At 67.5% G+C, this 18165-nt stretch carries 15 protein-coding genes; 12 read left to right on the plus strand and 3 right to left on the minus strand.

Annotated elements, in window-relative coordinates; all coding sequences use genetic code 11:
- Positions 1 to 55 precede the first annotated feature (55 nt).
- Entirely contained in the window at positions 56 to 829 is a 774-nt protein-coding gene (locus tag BLS25_RS11205) for a phosphate ABC transporter ATP-binding protein (protein ID WP_225310381.1), read from the plus strand.
- A 10-nt stretch (positions 830 to 839) separates the two neighbouring features.
- On the plus strand, positions 840 to 1661 hold the full coding sequence (locus BLS25_RS11210) for a hypothetical protein (protein ID WP_143017917.1): 822 nt from the start codon (positions 840 to 842) through the stop codon (positions 1659 to 1661).
- Positions 1662 to 1730: 69 nt separating this feature from the next.
- Here the strand turns inward: BLS25_RS11210 and BLS25_RS11215 are convergent, their stop codons facing one another.
- On the minus strand, positions 1731 to 3128 hold the full coding sequence (locus BLS25_RS11215) for a threonine/serine exporter family protein (protein WP_056229506.1): 1398 nt from the start codon (positions 3126 to 3128) through the stop codon (positions 1731 to 1733).
- A 181-nt stretch (positions 3129 to 3309) separates the two neighbouring features.
- Here BLS25_RS11215 and BLS25_RS11220 point away from each other — a divergent pair, with 181 nt between their 5' ends.
- The 7 genes from BLS25_RS11220 (at position 3310) to BLS25_RS11250 (ending at position 10809) form a co-directional block, all read left to right on the plus strand.
- Positions 3310 to 4596 (plus strand): aspartate kinase, encoded by a 1287-nt coding sequence (locus tag BLS25_RS11220; RefSeq protein ID WP_074695711.1) that lies wholly within the window; start codon positions 3310 to 3312, stop codon positions 4594 to 4596.
- Between the two features lie 211 nt (positions 4597 to 4807).
- Positions 4808 to 5878, plus strand: a complete 1071-nt coding sequence (locus BLS25_RS11225) for an aspartate-semialdehyde dehydrogenase (protein ID WP_074695712.1) — start codon at positions 4808 to 4810, stop codon at positions 5876 to 5878.
- A gap of 98 nt (positions 5879 to 5976) precedes the next feature.
- Entirely contained in the window at positions 5977 to 7449 is a 1473-nt protein-coding gene (locus BLS25_RS11230; RefSeq protein ID WP_074695713.1) for a malate:quinone oxidoreductase, read from the plus strand.
- 7 nt (positions 7450 to 7456) lie between these two features.
- Positions 7457 to 8062 carry a thymidine kinase gene (locus tag BLS25_RS11235; protein WP_074695714.1) on the plus strand — a complete coding sequence of 202 codons (606 nt, stop codon included), beginning with the start codon at positions 7457 to 7459 and terminating at the stop codon, positions 8060 to 8062.
- A gap of 49 nt (positions 8063 to 8111) precedes the next feature.
- Entirely contained in the window at positions 8112 to 9140 is a 1029-nt protein-coding gene (gene galE / locus BLS25_RS11240; RefSeq protein WP_074695715.1) for a UDP-glucose 4-epimerase GalE, read from the plus strand.
- Positions 9141 to 9203: 63 nt separating this feature from the next.
- A complete protein-coding gene (locus tag BLS25_RS11245) occupies positions 9204 to 9977 on the plus strand; it encodes a FadR/GntR family transcriptional regulator (protein WP_074695716.1) in 774 nt (257 codons plus the stop codon).
- A 10-nt stretch (positions 9978 to 9987) separates the two neighbouring features.
- Complete coding sequence (locus BLS25_RS11250; RefSeq protein WP_074695717.1) at positions 9988 to 10809, plus strand: siderophore-interacting protein; 822 nt, start codon at positions 9988 to 9990, stop codon at positions 10807 to 10809.
- Positions 10810 to 10828: 19 nt separating this feature from the next.
- On the opposite strand, the gene BLS25_RS11255 is transcribed toward BLS25_RS11250, so the two are convergent.
- Both BLS25_RS11255 and BLS25_RS11260 read right to left on the minus strand, forming a co-directional pair.
- Positions 10829 to 11608: an HAD-IIB family hydrolase gene (locus BLS25_RS11255; RefSeq protein ID WP_074695718.1), complete on the minus strand. Its 780-nt coding sequence runs from the start codon at positions 11606 to 11608 to the stop codon at positions 10829 to 10831.
- 143 nt (positions 11609 to 11751) lie between these two features.
- Complete coding sequence (locus BLS25_RS11260) at positions 11752 to 12117, minus strand: META domain-containing protein (RefSeq protein ID WP_074695719.1); 366 nt, start codon at positions 12115 to 12117, stop codon at positions 11752 to 11754.
- Between the two features lie 169 nt (positions 12118 to 12286).
- Here BLS25_RS11260 and BLS25_RS11265 point away from each other — a divergent pair, with 169 nt between their 5' ends.
- The 3 genes from BLS25_RS11265 (at position 12287) to BLS25_RS11275 (ending at position 17705) form a co-directional block, all read left to right on the plus strand.
- Entirely contained in the window at positions 12287 to 14317 is a 2031-nt protein-coding gene (locus tag BLS25_RS11265) for a chymotrypsin family serine protease (protein WP_143017918.1), read from the plus strand.
- Positions 14318 to 14700: 383 nt separating this feature from the next.
- A complete protein-coding gene (locus tag BLS25_RS17180; protein WP_256335580.1) occupies positions 14701 to 15081 on the plus strand; it encodes a peptidoglycan-binding domain-containing protein in 381 nt (126 codons plus the stop codon).
- Between the two features lie 299 nt (positions 15082 to 15380).
- Positions 15381 to 17705 (plus strand): glycoside hydrolase domain-containing protein, encoded by a 2325-nt coding sequence (locus tag BLS25_RS11275; protein WP_081349790.1) that lies wholly within the window; start codon positions 15381 to 15383, stop codon positions 17703 to 17705.
- Positions 17706 to 18165: the final 460 nt, after the last annotated feature.

Consider the following 18165-nt stretch of genomic DNA (forward strand, 5'->3'; position numbering starts at 1 on the left):
GGAGCGCCTCGCCGAGGCGGAGCGCCTGGTCGCCGAGGCGGCGGCGCGGCCCCCGTTGTCGGAGCTCGATGCGCGGTCGATCTCGGCCTGGTTCGGCGATCATCAGGTCCTCCTCGACGTGTCCCTCACGATGCCCGCGGGGCAGGTGACCGCGCTCATCGGTCCCTCGGGCTGTGGCAAGTCGACCTTCCTGCGCATCCTCAATCGCATGCACGAACTGGTGCCCTCGGCCGCCCTCGCCGGCGAGGTGCTGTTGGACGGCGACGACATCTACGACCCCGGTCACCGGTTGATCGATGCGCGCAAGCACATCGGCATGGTCTTCCAGAAGCCGAACCCCTTCCCGGCGATGTCCATCTACGACAACGTCATCGCGGGGCTGAAGCTCACGGGTCGCCGTGCCGGGCGGGACGAGAAGGATCACCTCGTCGAGACGTCGCTGCAGAGCGCGGGGCTGTGGAAAGAGGTCAAGGACCGCCTGCGCGCACCGGGTGGGGGACTGTCCGGCGGGCAGCAACAGCGTCTCTGCATCGCTCGATCACTCGCGATCCGCCCCAAGATCCTGCTCATGGACGAGCCCTGTTCGGCGCTCGACCCCACCTCGACCCGCGTGATCGAGGAGACGATGGGCGAACTCCAGAAAGAGCTGACGATCGTCATCGTCACGCACAACATGCAGCAGGCGCAGCGTGTCTCGCAGCAGTGCGCCTTCTTCCTCGCCTCTCAGGGCCAGCCCGGCCACATCGTGGAGCACGGCGACACCGCGGCGATGTTCGACTCGCCGATCGATCCGCGCACCTACGACTACGTCAACGGACGCTTCGGATAGGACGCGGCGCATGACCCTTTTCGATGAGCGGACCGAGGTCTTACCTCCCGTGCGGACGCCGGAGGCTTCCGAGCAGGGTCGTCCCGGTCTGGGGATTCGTGTGGCGGTTCTCGCCGTCGTCCTCGTCGTCCTGGCGACGACCGCCTTCGCGACGGCGGAAGGGCTCGTTCGCTCCGAGCGGGAGCGGGCCATCGTCGCCGAGGCGAGGACCATGTTCGCCCTTCCCGAGAGTCAACGCATCGAGGTCGACATCCCCGGTTCCGTGCTCCTTCAGGAACTCGCCGGACGCTTCGACAGTGTCGGACTCACGGTCCGCAGCTTCGCCGTCGGGTCGGCCAACTCCGACTTCATGATGACTCTCGAAGGACTCGGGGACACCGACGGCACCTGGAGGGCCGACCACCTCTCCGGTGCGGTGACGCTCTCCGCCGCGCAGGCGACGGCGCTCCTGGTCCCGCCCGAGGCGCAGGGTGCGATGCGGGTCGATTTCTCCGGCGGTGACATGATCGTCGGCGCGTCCGTCCCCGGTGGAGCTCCTCCGCAATCGGTGAGCCTCGCGATGACGCCGCACTTCGACAAGGGGCGGTTCAGCATGGGGATCACCTCGGTCACGGCGGGTGGCGAAACGATGTCCGCCGCAGAGATGGGGGCGAAGACGGGTGTCGATCTCGCCGCCCTGCAACCCGCTCCCGTGTGTCTTGCCGAGGCGCTGCCCCGCTTTGTCCGCGTGCGCGACGTCGGCGTCACCGACCAGAGGTTCCGTATCGACGTCGACGTCGACCTGCCCGCGGTCGAGACCGCGACGGGGAGCGAACCCGGCTCCTGTCCCTAAGAACCCCGGATGCCACGGCCCGGTGCCCGCGCGATGCGGGGGCCGTGGCATCCCGGCCCTCGTCCGTGACTACCGCCGTGCTCGTGCCCGCACGCGTGTGACGCTCGACAGCGTCGCGCGCACCGGCTGGCCCAGGTAGATGCCGAGCGAGGCGCCCACCGCTAGGGCGATGCCGATGGTCGCGGCCCCGGCGAGCGTGGTCACTCCGGTCATGAGCACGGTGGGGTCGTCGCCCGACTCGACGATTCCGAGCAGGCCGCGGAACACCGCCGCACCGGGCACGAGGGGCAGGATCGCGGCGGTCGTGATCGCGACCGAGGGCACGTGCAACCGGTAGGCGACGACGATGCCCGCGAAGCTTCCGACGAATGCGCCGACGCCGCTGGCGGCGGCGACCTCGAAGCCGAGACCCGAGGCGGCGACGTACCCCGCCCAGGCGACGAGGCTGAGAGCGGCGCTGACGACGACGATGCGCGCGCCGGCGCCGTTGTATACGGCGACGGCGATCGCGATGACGGCCGCGCCGACGAACTGCACGCTGACCGGGCCGAGGGGGAGGGCGTTCGAGGGTGGGGACATGCCCATGCCGATCACGCGCACCGTCTCGAGCCCGGCGAGGATGCCGAGGACGACGCCGAGGGTCTGCGTCGTGAGCTCGAGGATGCGTCCGGTCGCCGTCAGGGCGAAGCCGTCGATGGCATCCTGAGCCGCGCCCACCACGGTGAGTCCGGCGAGCATCAGGACGATTCCGGATGCCACGATCACCGACGGCCGGATCGCCGCGGCCGCGTCGAGGCCCGTGTAGCGCAGCAACGGGGATAGGGCAGCGAAGACGGTCAGGACGAACCCGCCCGCGATCTGCGCAAAGAAGTACGGCACGCGCGCCCGCGCCATCACGTATTGCGTCGACGCCGCGAGGGCCGCGGCGATGAACGACAGCACCAGGGCGAGCCAGTTTGCGCCGAACATGATCGCGACCCCGGCCGCGAGGGACGCCTGCGAGGCGATGACGATCGCGGGGCGGTAGCGGAACGGCAGGCGACGGATGGCGCGGCAGCGCACGACCGCGTCGTCGAGCCCGAGACCGCCGGTGATCTCCTGCACCAGAGCCTGCAGACGCTGCAGCTTCGCGTGGTCGGGCACCGAACCGCGCACCACCCGCAGCAGGGTGATCGGGTGGGTCGCGCCGGGGCGGCTGTGGGCGATCGTGATCGAGTTGTAGGTGACGTCGACGTGCACCGGATCGAGCCCGTAGGCCGCGCATACCCGCACGATCGTGAGGGTCACCTCGTTGGCGGGAGCGCCGACGACGAGCATGGTCTCGCCGATGCGGATGGCGAGGTCGAGGATGCGCGTCGAGAGCGCCTCGTCGATGACCGGGATCATCGTCGTGTCGGGCGACGAGGCCTCGTCGACGTGCACCAGACGGCGCAGGGACGACAGCAGTCGCCGCGGGGTGGGGGACAACCGCGGGCCTCCAGGGAACGGGGGAGTGGGAGCGCTCGATCCTATCGACGGGCCCTGCGGTTTCGCCGGGCGTCGGCGCATGACAGAGGCGGTATGCACCCGCCTCTAGGATGATCCTCGGGCGCGGCACGAGCGCCCCGTCGTGGCATCCCGACGCACGACCCCTCCGGGAGTTCTCCTCATGGCTCTGATCGTCCAGAAGTACGGCGGCTCGTCCGTCGCCGACGCCGAGAGCATCAAGCGGGTCGCCAAGCGCATCGTCGACACGCGTCGCGCCGGCCACGAGGTCGTCGTCGCGGTCAGCGCCATGGGCGACACGACCGACGAGCTGCTCGACCTCGCGGGCCAGGTCGCCCCGATCCCCGCGCCGCGCGAGCTCGACATGCTGCTGTCCAGCGGAGAGCGCATCTCGATGGCCCTGCTGGCCATGGCCATCCACTCGATGGGCTTCGAGGCCCGTTCGTTCACCGGTAGCCAGGCGGGGATGATCACGGATGCCACGCACGGCGCCGCCCGCATCGTCGACGTCACGCCCGTCCGACTCCGCGAGGCGCTCGACGAGGGGGCGATCGTCATCGTTGCCGGGTTCCAGGGCTTCAACCGCGACACCCGCGACATCACCACGCTCGGTCGCGGCGGATCGGACACCACGGCCGTCGCGCTCGCCGCGGCGCTCAAGGCCGATGTCTGCGAGATCTACAGCGACGTCGACGGCATCTTCACCGCCGACCCCCGCGTCGTCCCCCTCGCGCGCAAGCTCGACCGCGTCGGCAGCGAAGAGATGCTCGAGCTCGCCGCCAACGGAGCGAAGGTCCTGTACATCCGCGCGGTCGAGTACGCGCGGCGCCACGGCGTGCTAATCCACGCGCGGTCCACCTTCAGCTCGAACGAGGGCACCTGGGTGCTCGACGCCTCGAAGACCTCCGCACTCGTCCCCGAAAGAGGAGCCATGGAAGAGCCCATCGTCGCCGGCGTCGCCACCGACCTCAGCCAGGCCAAGATCACCGTCATCGGCGTGCCCGACGTGCCGGGCAAGGCCGCCGACATCTTCAAGATCGTCGCGAAGTCCGGCGCCAACGTCGACATGATCGTGCAGAACGTGTCGGCGGCCGCCACCAGCCGCACCGACATCTCGTTCACCCTGCCCAAGACCGACGCCACCACGGCGCTCAAGGCGCTCGCCGGTGAGCAGGCCGAGGTCGGCTTCGAGAGCCTCGTCCACGACGACCAGATCGGAAAGCTCTCGGTCGTCGGCGCCGGTATGCGCACGCACTCGGGCGTCTCGGCCACCCTGTTCGAGGCGCTGAGCCTGGCGGGCGTGAACATCGAGATGATCTCGACCTCCGAGATCCGCATCTCGGTCGTGGTGCGCGGCGTCGACCTCGCCGAGGCCGCCCGTCTCGTGCACACGGCCTACGGTCTCGACGGCGACGCCGAGGCCACGGTCCACGCCGGCACCGGTCGCTGACCGGGCTCGCGCCCCGGGGCGCCGCACGAGACTCCTGAGGTTCGCCGACTAAGCCGCGCCACACCCACGCGATTCCGCCATCGTGCGGCGGATTCGCGACGGATTCTCGGGAGTTCGGACCGCTCTCGACGAACCCATCCCACCGCTCGCGCTACCCTGACCCGAACGCCGCCGTCGCGGCATCCATCACCCGAACCCCGAGGTACCTCGCATGACCCGCATCTCCGATTCCGGAATCTCCCTCGCAGTCGTCGGCGCCACCGGCCAGGTCGGCACCGTCATGCTCGAGATCCTCGCCGAGCGTTCGTTCCCCATTCGCGAGCTGCGTCTGTTCGCCACCGCTCGCTCCGCCGGCACCTCGATCGATTTCGGTGGCCACTCCGTCGTCGTCGAAGACGTCGCCACGGCCGACCCGGCAGGGGTCGAAGTCGCGCTCTTCTCCGCCGGCGCCACCGGTTCGCGCGCCCACGCCCCCCGCTTCGCCGAGGCGGGGGCGCTCGTCATCGACAACTCCAGCGCCTGGCGCATGGACCCCGAGGTGCCCCTGGTCGTCAGCGAGGTCAACCCGCACGCGATCGACGAGGCCGTCAAGGGCATCGTCGCCAACCCCAACTGCACGACCATGGCCGCCATGCCGGTGCTGAAGGTCCTCGACACCGAGGCGGGCCTCGAGCGCCTCATCGTCAGCACGTACCAGGCCGTCTCGGGCTCCGGTCTCGCCGGCGCCCAGGAGCTGCTCGGTCAGGTCGAGGGCGTCCTCGCCCAGGGCGAGGTCGAGCGTCTCGTCCGCGATGGTTCGGCCCTCGACTTCCCGACCCCCGAGAAGTACGTGGCCCCCATCGCCTTCGACGTCATCCCCTTCGCCGGCAATCTCGTCGACGACGGCCTCAACGAGACCGACGAAGAGAAGAAGCTGCGCAACGAGAGCCGCAAGATCCTCGAGCTGCCCGAGCTTCGCGTCGCCGGCACGTGCGTGCGCGTCCCCGTCTTCACGGGCCACTCGCTGAGCATCAACGCCGAGTTCGCCCGCGACCTCTCGCCCGAGCGTGCGCGCGAGCTCCTCGCCGACGCCCCCGGCGTGCGCCTCGAAGAGGTGCCGACGCCTCTGCAGGCCGCGGGCACCGACCCCAGCTACGTCGGCCGCATCCGCGCCGACCAGTCTGCTCCCGAGGGCAAGGGCCTCGCGCTCTTCATCAGCAACGACAACCTCCGCAAGGGTGCCGCGCTCAACGCCGTGCAGATCGCCGAGATCGTCGCGCAGAAGCGGCTCGCCAACGCCTGAGACACGGCATCCGGATGCCGCGTGCGAGGTGTCTCGACATCGAACCGACGGTTCTCTCGATGTCGAGACACCTCTCGGCTCGCACCTAGAATCGACGGGTGACTGAAAACGTCGACGTTCTCCTCATCGGTGGCGGCATCATGTCCGCCACTCTCGGAACTCTGCTGAAAGACCTCCAGCCCGATCTCAAGATCGCCGTGCTCGAGCGTCTGAGCGACGTCGCGCAAGAGAGCTCGAACGCGTGGAACAACGCGGGCACGGGGCACGCGGCCCTGTGCGAGCTGAACTACACGCCCGAGGGCAAGGACGGCTCGATCGATCCCGCCAAGGCGGTCACGATCAACGAGCAGTTCCAGCAGAGCCGCCAGCTGTGGGCCTCGCTCGTGGCCGAGGGCGTGCTCGACGAGCCCTCGACGTTCATCAACGCCACGCCGCACATGACCTTCGTCCGTGGCGAGAAGGACGTCGCCTTCCTTCGCAAGCGTTACGAGGTGCTCAAGCAGCAGCCGCTGTTCGCCGGCATCGAGTACAGCGAGGATTCGCGCGTCATCAACCAGTGGGCCCCGCTGCTCATGCAGAAGCGCCGTAAGGGCGAGCCCTTCGCGGCCACCCGCGTGCCCGCCGGCACCGATGTCGACTTCGGCTCGCTCACCCGTCAGCTGTTCGCGAACCTCCGCGAGAAGGGCGTCGAGGTCGCCACGAACCACGACGTCAAGAAGCTCAAGAAGAAGAAGGACGGCACGTGGGAGGTCTCGTACCGCCACGTGATCGGGGGAACGCCCGGCTCGATCAACGCGAAGTTCGTCTTCGTCGGTGCGGGCGGCTGGGCTCTCAAGCTCCTTCAGCGCTCCGGCATCCCCGAGATCAAGGGGTACGGCGTCTTCCCGATCGGCGGGCAGTGGCTCAAGACCTCGAACCCCGACATCGTCTCGAAGCACCGCGCGAAGGTGTACTCGCAGGCCTCGGTGGGGGCGCCCCCCATGTCGGTGCCGCACCTCGACACGCGCGTGATCGACGGGGAGTCGTCGCTGCTGTTCGGCCCGTTCGCGACATTCAGCCCTAAGTTCCTCAAGAACGGCTCGATGCTCGACATCGTCACCCAGGTGCGCCCGCACAACATCGGCCCGATGCTGAAGGTCGCCGTCGACAACCCGAGCCTGATCAAGTACCTCGTCAGCGAGCTGTTGAAGACCCACTCCAAGAAGGTCGACAGCCTGCGCGACTTCATGCCGACCGCCAAGGACGCGGACTGGGAGCTGCTCGACGCCGGTCAGCGCGCGCAGGTCATGAAGCGCGACAAGGACAAGGGCGGCGTGCTGCAGTTCGGCACCGAGGTGGTCACCTCGGCCGACCACACCATCGCCGGGCTCCTCGGCGCCTCGCCGGGAGCTTCGACCGCCGTCTCGATCATGCTCGGTTTGATCAAGACCTGCTTCCCCGAGCGCATGCCCGCCTGGGAGCCGCGCCTGCGCGACCTCATCCCCAGCTACGGCGAGACGCTGAACACGAATCCCGACGCGGCCCGCAGAGAGCTGGATGCCACGGCCCACGCGCTCGCGATCAACCCCTGAGGTCCGCGTGGCGAAGCTGTACTTCCGCTACGGAGCGATGAACTCGGGCAAGTCCACGGCCCTGCTGCAGGCGGCGTACAACTACGAGGAGCGCGGACAGCGGGTTCTGCTGGCCAAGCCTGAGATCGACACCAAGGGCGCCGACCAGATCGACAGTCGGCTGGGCGTGAAGCGTCCGGTCGACTTCCTCGTCGCCCCCGGCGATGATCTGCGCGAGGTGTTCCACAGCGCGGCGGGGCACGCGCCGGTGGCCTGCCTGCTCGTCGACGAGGCGCAGTTCTTCACCCCGACCCAGGTCGACGACCTGTTGCGGATCGCGGTGCTCGACGGCATCCCCGTTCTCGCCTACGGGATCCGCACCGACTTCCGCACCGAGGCTTTTCCGGGATCGGCGCGCCTGATGGAGTTGGCCCACAGCCTCGAAGAGCTCAAGACGATCTGCCGCTGCGGACGCAAGGCGATCTTCAACGCGCGCCTGGTCGGCGGTCGGTTCGTCTTCGATGGTGACCAGGTCGCGATCGACGAGGGGCAGATCGAGGGCGAAGTCACCTACGAGTCGATGTGCGCCGCGTGCTATCTGCGCGAATCCGGCGGCCGGCTCGACGGGCGCTGAGACCCTCCGAGCGATCAGCCCCGGCGCTTGCGAGCGATAGCCTGGAACCATGCGCGTACTCCTGGCCGGCGGAGCCGGTTACATCGGAACTCACACGGCCGTGGCTCTTCTCGAAGCCGGGCACGATGTCGTCCTTCTCGACGACCTGTCGGGAACGCACGCCGTCGCCGCCGAGCGGGTCGAGAAGATCACCGGTAAGTCTGCGCCCCTCATCGTGGGCGATGCGGCCGACGAGGCCGTCGTGGCCTCCGCCTTCGACGAGCACGGTCCGATCGACGCGATCATCCACTTGGCGGCGTTCAAGGCCGTCGGCGAATCGACGCAGAAGCCGCTGGAGTACTACTCCAACAACCTCGACACGACCTTCGCCCTGCTGCGGGTGGGCATCGCCCGCGGCATCCGGAGCTTCGTCTTCTCGAGCACCGGCACGGTGTACTCCGACCCGGCCGACCTCCCCTTCACCGAGGAGTCGACGACGAGCATCGACCTCTCCAACGCCTATAGCAAGTCGAAGCGCATGAACGAGGTCGTGCTCGCCGACGTCGCCCGAGTGAACCCCGAGCTGAACGTCACCGTGCTGCGCTACTTCAACCCCGTCGGCGCGCACCCCTCGGGTCTGATCGGCGAAGACCCCGCCGGCATCCCGAACAACCTCATGCCGTTCGTCTCGCGCGTCGCGATCGGTACGCTCGACGAGATCGGCGTCTTCGGGGCCGACTACGACACCCCCGACGGGACGGGCCTGCGCGACTACATCCACGTCGTCGACCTCGCCGAGGGGCACGTCGCCGCCCTCGAGCAGGCGCAGCCCGGGCACCAGGTGTTCAATCTCGGTACCGGTCGCCCCGTGAGTGTGCTCGAACTGGTCGCGTCGTTCGAGAAGGCCGTCGGGCGCGAACTGCCCAAGAAGATCCTCGACCGTCGCCCCGGCGACGTCGCCGCCACGTACTGCGATCCCTCGAAGGCCGGCGAGGTCCTGGGGTGGCGCACGCGTCTCGGCATCGACGACGCCTGCCGCGATTACTGGAACTGGCAGACCACGAACCCGGCGGGATACCGCACGACCGCCGACGCCTGACGATCCGCGCATAGGGTGGTGTGGTCGGGCCACATCGCAGCGCCCGCGAGGACGGGGGATGCCATGTCGAACGCCGCCCCCCGCGCCTGGCAGGTGGTCCTCGAGCGCATCGAAAGCGACCTGCGCGACGGGCGACTGGCCCCCGGCGACCGGTTGACGCCGGAGCGCGAACTCGCCACGCAGCTCGGGGTAGGCCGGTCGAGCGTCCGCGAAGCGGTGCGGGTGCTCGAGGTGCTGGGGGTCGTCCGCACGGCGACCGGCTCCGGCCCCACCGCCGGTGCGATGATCGTCACGACTCCGCGGGGCGGCCTCGCCGCCTTCCTCCGGCTCCAGGTGGCGGCGAACGGCTTCCCCCTGACCGACGTCGTGCGTACGCGCATCGTGCTCGAGTGCGATGTCGCCGAGCGGTTGGCGCAGGACGACGTCGACCTCGCCGAGGTGGTCGGCATCCTGGATGCGATGGATGCCGACGACCTCGCGCCTGACGAGTTCCTCGCCCTCGACGCGCGCTTCCACCAGGCTCTCTCCGAAGCGTCGGGCAATGCGGTGATCTCGGCGATGATGGCGGGGCTGCGCAGTTCGATCGAGGCGTACACGCGCGCGGGGGCGGCCCGCCTCGCCGCGTGGCCGGTCGTGGCGGATCGGCTGCGCTCGGAGCACCGGAACATCGTCGCGGCGATGTCGGCAGGCGACGCTGCGGCGGCCCGCGAGGCCGTCCGGGCGCACATCACCGACTACTACACCGAAGTGGCGCAGGCGCTGAGTCCGGCCGACGCGGCGGAACCGGCTGTCGCCGACGCTGCTCGCGCCGCGCTGCGGTCCGTCCCGTCCGCGTGAAAGGAACCCCATGAGCGATCGACCCGCGCGCCCGCCGCGTCCCCAGCACGTACTCCACGTCGTGGGGACCGAGCGACTCACCCCGCACCTCGTTCGGGTGCGCGCACGGGGGCACGACCTGGCGGCGTTCCGCGAGAGCCCGCACACCGACACCTACGTCAAGATCACCTTCGCCAAGCCCGAGCTCGGCCTCGAGCCGCCGTACGACCTCGCGGCACTGCGCGAGACCCTCGCGCCCGAGGATCTGCCCGTGACCCGCACCTACACGGTCCGCGCGGTCGAGGGAGACGAGCTCGTCATCGACTTCGTCGTGCACGGCGACGAGGGGCTCGCGGGACCGTGGGCTGCGCGCGCGCAGCCGGGCGACCGTCTCGTTGTCTCGTCGCCGGGCGGAGGCTACGCTCCCGACCCCTCGGCGGACTGGCACCTGTTCGTCGGCGACGAGTCGGCGATCCCCGCGATCGCCGCGGCTCTCGAAGCTCTGTCGCCGGATGCCGTGGGCGCCGCCTTCGTCGAGGTGCAGGCCGCGGACGAGCAGCTCGCGCTGACGGCTCCCGCCGGGGTCGAGATCACATGGGTCCACCGTGGCGGGGCGACAGCGGGCGCGACGAACGTCCTGTCGGATGCCGTGGCGTCATGGCATCCGCTTCCCGGACGAGGACACGTGTTCGCCCACGGGGAGCGCGAGGCGATGAAGCGGATGCGCGATCTCGTCTTCGCGCAGTGGGGACTCGGGCGCGAGCAGGTGTCGCTGTCGGGCTACTGGGCGTACGGGCGCACCGAGGACCGGTTCCAGGCGGAGAAGCGCGAGCCGATCGGTCAGATCCTCTGACGGCTCGCGCTCCGCAGGCTCACTCCGCGGTTCGCGCGGGCAGCGTCGGGATGAGCTTCTCGAGGAACGCTGCGGTGTCTTCCCACCCGTGCACCGCCTGGCACTCGACGCCCATCGCGAGGACGGGGTAGTCGTTGCCGTCGGGGTCGAGGCGGTCGCCGACGAAGAGCATGTCGTCGAGGGGGATACCGGTCGCCTCGACGAGCTTGTTCATGCCGTAGGCCTTGTCGATGCCGCGGTGGGTGATGTCGACCGAGGTGGAGCCGCCGGAGCGGACCTCGAGGTCGGGGATGCGGGAGGCGACGGCCTCGCGCAGGCTGTTCTTCTTCTCGCCGGTGGGGTCCCAGGCCATCTTCGCCTCGAGGGGGGCCGACTGCCCGAGGGCCGAGAACGTGATCTGCGAGCCACGGTCCTCGAGGATGTCACCCCACGGCTTCGCCTCCCAGAGGCCGAGGCGTTCCGCCTCTTCGCGAACGGCGGTGAGCGCGCGCTGCTTCTCGTCGTCGGTGAGCGAGTGGGCGTACACGGTCTCGACGCCGGCGGGCGTGAGGAGGTAGTACTGGGTGCCGCAGGTGGGCATCAGGTGGAAGTGCGCGAGCAGCTCGGGGGAGGCCTGGGGCAGACGCTCGACCACCTGGCTGCGGAACTGCTGGAGCTGTCCACCCGAGATGATCGCGACCTCGACCTTCTCGGCGAGGGCGAGGAGCAGGTCGCCGATGCGCGGATCGATCGCCGACTTCGAAGGGGCGAGGGTGTCGTCGAGGTCGAAGGCGACGAGGCGGGGCGAGGCGTCGGACACGGTGCTCCTGAGCAGTGAGAGGTCGTCGCACGGAGGTGTCGCGTGCGGGCGGAGGGCGGGCCGCCGAGGGGCCCGCGTACGAAGTGATTCTACCGGCGGGCTCCCGTCGCCCCTTCCGGCGTGCAGCGGACGGGCGCGGGGGCTCAGACGGCCCGGGTGAGGATGCCGATCTCGGCGCCCGCGCGGTCGAAGACGGTGAGCTTGTCTCCGGCGATCGTCGCGGTGGCCACCTTGCGAAGCCAGGTGTCGACGCCCATGCAGGCCTTCAGTGTGGACAGCCCGAGACGGACGGTGAGGGTGTCGCCCTCGCGGGAGTACGAGCCGTTGAGTCCGTTGCAGCCGTCGCTGCCGGTGAGAACCCCGTCCTCGAGGGTGAGGAATTCCGGACCCTGCCCGACCCACCGGCCTTCCTCGGACGCACGGGAGGGATCGCTGGCGGGGGAGGCGCACGCCGTTGCAATCATGCCGCCGACGGCGAATGCAGTGAGGGCGACGAAACGGCGGGACATGAGAATCTCCTCATCGATACCGGAAAACGAAACAATGCTCATAAACAATGCTCAGGTTGCCCTAAGGTAATGCTCGACGCTGAGAGATGGGTGGGGGCCCTATCGAGATTCCCGTCCTGCCTCATCGCGCGTTTTCACCGACACATGAGATGAGACGATGACACGAAACATGAAGCGTATGGGGTGGGCCGCAGCGTCCACCGCCGTCGCGCTCACCGCCTCCGGTCTGCTGGCCCCCGCGGCCTTCGCCGGGGAAGACCAGTCGCTCGCGCCGACCTCCGGTCCGGCATTCGACGCGACCGCGCAGCAGCTCCTGGCCAACGACGACGTTCAGGCTGTGACGAAGGACACCCAGGGCCGCGTCGTCGTCTACACGACCGAAGCCGAGGGTGAGGCGAAGACCTTCGCCGACTCCAAGTCGAACGTCGTGGTGAAGCACATCGACAGCCCGTTCAGCCCGAAGGCTGAGACCGACGTGGTGGCGGGTGCCGGATACTTCAGCGTCGACCCCTCCGCTCCGCCCACGGCCGCCGGCGGCCTGTGCTCGATCGGCTTCACGGGATTCACGCCCACCGGTGCCCCCGCCGTCATCACGGCCGGCCACTGCAACGACGACGGCGCGTTCACCGCAAGCGTGCTGACTGTCCCCACAGGGGATCCCGCGGGTGGCGGCGCCGCCAACAACGATGACGTCTCGTTCCGCGCCCCTCTCGGCACGCTCGGCTTCTCGCAGTTCGGCGGACCCGGCAACTCCGCCGGCACCGTCGGCGACAAGGCATCCGTCGACATCGCCGCCATCGACGTGACGAACACCGCGCTGAACCTCAAGCCGGAGATCACGAACTGGTCGACCGCGGGCTCGGGCGACCTCTCGCTCTCGACCATCGCGGTGACCTCCGTCGGCAAGGTACAGGCGGGTCAGGTCTCGAAGTCGGGTCGCACCACCGGTTACACCACGGGTACCGTGCTCGAGCTCGAAGGGTGGGCGAAGGTCGGCGACCGCCAGGTCTACGGCTTCCCCGTCGAGAGCGCCGAGGTCATGGTCCTCGAGGGTGACTCGGGCGGTGCCGTCTTCCAGGGCAACACCGCGGTGGGTGTCGTCTCGGGCGGCGACGATGCGGGGACGCTGCTCTGGGCGGCCGACCTGCAGGCAGGCCTCGAGCGGACCGGTGGCTACACCGTCGCCGTCGAGATCGCCGCGCCGGCTCTCGTCACTCCCGCCAACGGCGGCGAGATCGGTGTCGGCGGAACCATCTCCGGCACCGCACCGGCCGGCACGACCGTCGAGATCAAGCCCGCCTCCGGCGCAGCTTTCGACGCCCTGACCGACGCCTCCGGAAACTGGAGCTTCGCGGCCCCCGACAAGCTCGGTACCTACGCGTTCTCGGTGACGGCGAAGAGCGGCTTCAGCCGGTCGCCGTCGGTCGATGCGGCCGTCGAGGTCAAGGCGGCACCGCCGGTCATCACCTCGCCCGGAAACGGCTCGATCGTCATTGATCAGCTGAATGAGTTCACGGGGACCGGTCTCCCCGGTGCAACAGTGACCCTGACTGCCGAGACGGTCGACGACTCTGCGCCCGGTGACGACGCCCAGGTCAAGGTGGCGCCGGCAGCCGTCGCAGCGAACGGCAGCGCGGTTGTGCGTGCGGACGGCACGTGGTCGATCCCGGTCGACCTCGGCATCGGTGCGTACAACGTCTCGGCGACCCAGGCTCGCGACGGTCAGGTCTCCGCCGCGGCTGTGATCTACTTCACGATCGCCCCGCCGGCGCCGACGATCGACGGCATCCATGATGGCGCGACCTACAGCGGTGCGGCTGTTCCGACGTCTGTGTCGGGTACGGGAGTCAACGGCGCGGAGATTGTTGTCGTGGTCAACCAGAACGAGGTCGCTCGCACCACGGTGCAGAACGGCACGTGGTCGGTCGTGCTCCCCACCGCTCTCGGTGGGGGCGCGTACGAGCTTGGTGCTGTCCAGACGGTCCAGGGTGTGTCGAACGGCACGTACCTGAACTTCACCGTCGTCGCGGCTGCTGCCCCGGCCCCGAGCGGTACCCCCGCCCCGGCCGGTAACGGTGGTGGCCTGGCGGTCACCGGTATGGGCGGCGACGTCGCTCCGCTGGCCTGGGGCGCCCTCGCGCTCTTGCTCGGTGGGATCGGTGCCCTCGGCTTTCGCTCGATGCGTCGGGCGAAGAGCTAAGCACGCCTGAGCAAGCGCCCCCGGTGCCTCCCCGTTTCGGGAGGGGCCGGGGGCGCTTCGTTATGCCCGGGAACACGCAGGGGGTGATCGCCAGCAGCACGCGCCTTCGGGCGCGGGTGGGGGAGCGTCTCGTTCGCGGTCCGTCGGAGCGGTCGGCGGGCGGGGCGTCCCAGAACGATGTTTTGCCAGCACATTCAGAAGCAGTGACGAGGTTCCGCCTTGAAGTTGAGGTCATTTGTCCCCCAAACGGCCTATACGAAAACACAAAGCACGTCGATAAGGTGAAATCACAAAACAAGCAAAGGAGCAAGGACTTGACACGAAAATTTCGTATGGCTCGGCTCGTTGTGGTCGCGCTTCTCGTTAGTGCTGGTGCAATTGCCATGCCAGCCGCGGCGCAGGCCGCTGTGCCAACATGCAATTTCAGTGCGATTTACGCGCTGGAGCGGCCGCTCGGGCCTTCCGGTGTCTTTCCGAGCGTGAATACCAGCCCGAAGCAACGGTCGTGCAACCTGTGGCCCGGAGGGGAGCGAAATGCGACGATCGCCCTGCAGTACCAGCTGAATCGCTGCAACGGAGCGAATCTTGTCGAGGATGGCTCGTACGGCCCTGCAACGCAGAACGCGGTGCGTGCGGTGCAGTCCCGCGCCGGAATTGCGGTCGACGGTGTATATGGCCCCCAGACCATGAACGCGATGCGTTGGTCGAATGGTAATGGGTGTTACTCTGCCTCGAGCTACTCCTACGCAGGCACAAACGGATAGCTTTTCGCCAAACCGCAGGTCGGCTATCGGACAGTACGGCCGGCGGTCATGAGCCGTACAGCTTGCGCGCCGGTCAGACTATCCGAGACTTCGTGAGGATGGATGGTCTGGCCGGGCGCGGAGCTCGGCGTGTTGGTCGTTCGGCCAGCGGCGCTTCGCTCTTCACCACTGCCGGCCAATGGTCCGACGCGGGTTGAGTCGGACTTAGGGCGAATCACCATCGGTCCCGTGGTGCGATGCCGACGGGGTAGCCGACAGTTGCATCAAGCAGCCCCATTATGAAATGAGGATTCCTCCGCATGGCGTCAGATTCCAAGGTGCTTGCCACTCAAGAGTGGCTGAATAAGACGTACGGAGCGGAAGTACTCGGACGGACGCTTACTCAAGACGGGCAGATTGGGTGGCAAACGATTTACGGGATGATTCGGGGTCTCCAAAAAGAGCTCGGTATTTCGTCATTCTCTGACAATTTCGGCAATGGAACGATGGCGGCTCTGATTGCGCAGTATCCCGTCATTAGTCCCTCGACCAGTAAATACAACGTCAGGCGTCTAGCGCAGAGCGCGCTATGGTGTCACGGGTACCTTGGCGGAAACGAATGGGGGAGTCTGGACGCCGTCACCAACAATGGCCTGAAGTCGTTCCTCTACAACTGCGGACTCGCGGCGCTCTCTGAGACGGTTCCGACAGAGTTCACACCCAAAATGGTCAAGGCGCTAATGACGCTGGATGCGTATTCGCTGATCGGTTCGGGCAAGGCGGAGATTCGCGAGGCGCAGCAGTGGATCAACGGGAAGTACCGCAGTCGGAAGCAACCGATCCTGCCGTGCGACGGCCTGTTCACCCGAAGCACGCAACAGGGCCTCATGACGGTCATTCAGTATGAACTGGGGCTCTCAGACTCGCAAGCCAACGGCAGCTTCGGCCCCAGTACAAAAAGCGGCCTAGCGTCGGAAGCCAACGTCTCCTCCGGCTCAGTCGATGGAACCAAGAACTGGGTGCGCCTCTTTCAATGCGCCCTCAGATTCAACGGATATGACGCGCCCCTCAATGGCCAGTTCGATTCGTCCACCGTCACCGCCACTAAGGCGTTCCAGGGCTACGCAGAGCTCGGATCGACGGGGGCGGCGAACTTCAAGACGTGGGCGTCACTGCTCATCAGTACGGGCGATGAGACGCGTACGGGGGTGGCATCCGACATGGCTTCGCAACTCACGGCATCCTGGTGCACCAGCTTGTACGCGAACGGCTATCGTACGGTCGGTCGTTATCTGAGCGTAGCGGGCAAGCGTTATGCGCCGGGGGAGCTCGAGAACATCTTCGCCGCTGGATTGAGGACTTTCCCGATCATGCAGGAGGCGAACACCGGGCCGGATGACTTCAGCTACGAGAAGGGCCTGGATCACGGCTTCCAGGCGTTGAGGCGTTTGCGCCAACTCGGCTTCGCAGATGGAGCCACGGTCTTCTTCGCTGTCGACTTCGACGCTCTCGACGACACCATCTCTTCTCGTGTGAAGCCGTACTTCGAGGGAGTCGCAAAGCGGTTCCAGGCGTCACTGTCTAACTACCGCATCGGAATCTACGGCACTCGAAACGTTTGCGCGCGCATCATCAACGAAGGTCTGGCTCAAGAAGCGTTTGTTGCGTCGATGTCATGGGGGTGGGGCGGTAACCTCGGCTTTCCGCTGCCTCCGTCGTGGTCGTACGACCAAATATGGAACGGGACCTTGGCGGGCACGGCCCTCGAGATCGATAAAAACGTCCAGTCAGCGCGTGCGCGGCCGGCAGCTCGTGGCGATGTTGCACGAACGCCTCTTACGTACGTCTCGAGCGGAACCGGGGGGCCTCCCACCACGCTGTCGTTCGATGAGGACTACTTCTGGTACATCTCCGAGCTAACTACTCGCGCCGAAATCCAGGCGCAGTCGCGAGAGTCTGCCTGGAAGATCGCCCTGTTCTATTTGCAGAACTTGGATTACAACAACCCTGCTTGGCAGTCGGTCGCTCCTGCGGATTTGAGTTCCGTGGACTACCTGTTGTACCAGAACGTGCGCGATGAGATGCCGCTGCCGCCGTCGAGCACTCGTGCGAGGATGACGCACTGGGCGGCGTCCACTCGGGTTTACCAGCGGTACTGGCAGTACGCGGAACCAGTTGGCAGCGTTGTGACCGTGAGTGACCTGGGCGCGTGGGGCCTGGATCTTGCCCAAGCATGGGGTGATTACCTCACGGCGGCTCCGTCTGATTCCATACGTTCCTGGTTGGCGAGCCGTATCGGGAACACCTCTGCCGGATTCGGCCTCGACGACATGCTCGGTGACATCGACGCGCTGCTCGTCACGCGAATGCTGCGCGACACACCAAACCGTTCGCTCGACGACACAGTGCGAGAGATTGGCGTGCACGTGCAGGACGACCCGGTTTGGCGATATCGCCGCTTCATGGAGGTCCGCTTCGGAGGTAGCTATGAGGTCGCCGCAGCGGCCGGGAAGTCGGTGTTCACAACGGGCTGGGGCCAGCTGGCATCGTGGGCGCTGGTGAATGCCCGACAGCCGACCTCGGAGGAGGCCACACAAATCGGCCTCGGATTCTCGGATGCGATCAAACGACTGCGCGCTCAATGAGAGACGAGACGAGGAGTAACGCAGACCATCTCGGCAATCGCGGGAGCTCGGTTCCTGACGGGTTCTCGGTTCTCGCGACCGTTGGCATTCTCATCGGATGTGTCGTCGTGGTCGCGCATCTCCTACTCGGAGGAACCTCGTCGTTGGTTCGTATGGACGGCACGGCGGCGTGGCCCTACGCTCTCGGATTCGCGCTGATCGTGTTGGGACTTGTGCTGCACGTGTTGCGTCCCGCTGCCAAGCAGGACGTGGTGATCACAATCGGGTCGGGGGTCGTATGCGTCATTGCACTTCCGGTCGCTTGGTTGCTCTTTGGGTTCGCCGGGATTGGGCTGGGTGACGATCGACAAGTTGCTGCTTTGCTTGCGGCCCACACCGCGTCTGTCCTGCCGATCATTACAGCGTTCACGGGTGGCGTCGTGTCCTGGCGGACCCGCACGGCGACGTACCGACACCGCCG

Source organism: Microbacterium testaceum StLB037 (assembly GCF_900104345.1).
In the GTDB taxonomy this organism is placed as follows: Bacteria; Actinomycetota; Actinomycetes; order Actinomycetales; family Microbacteriaceae; genus Microbacterium; species Microbacterium testaceum_A.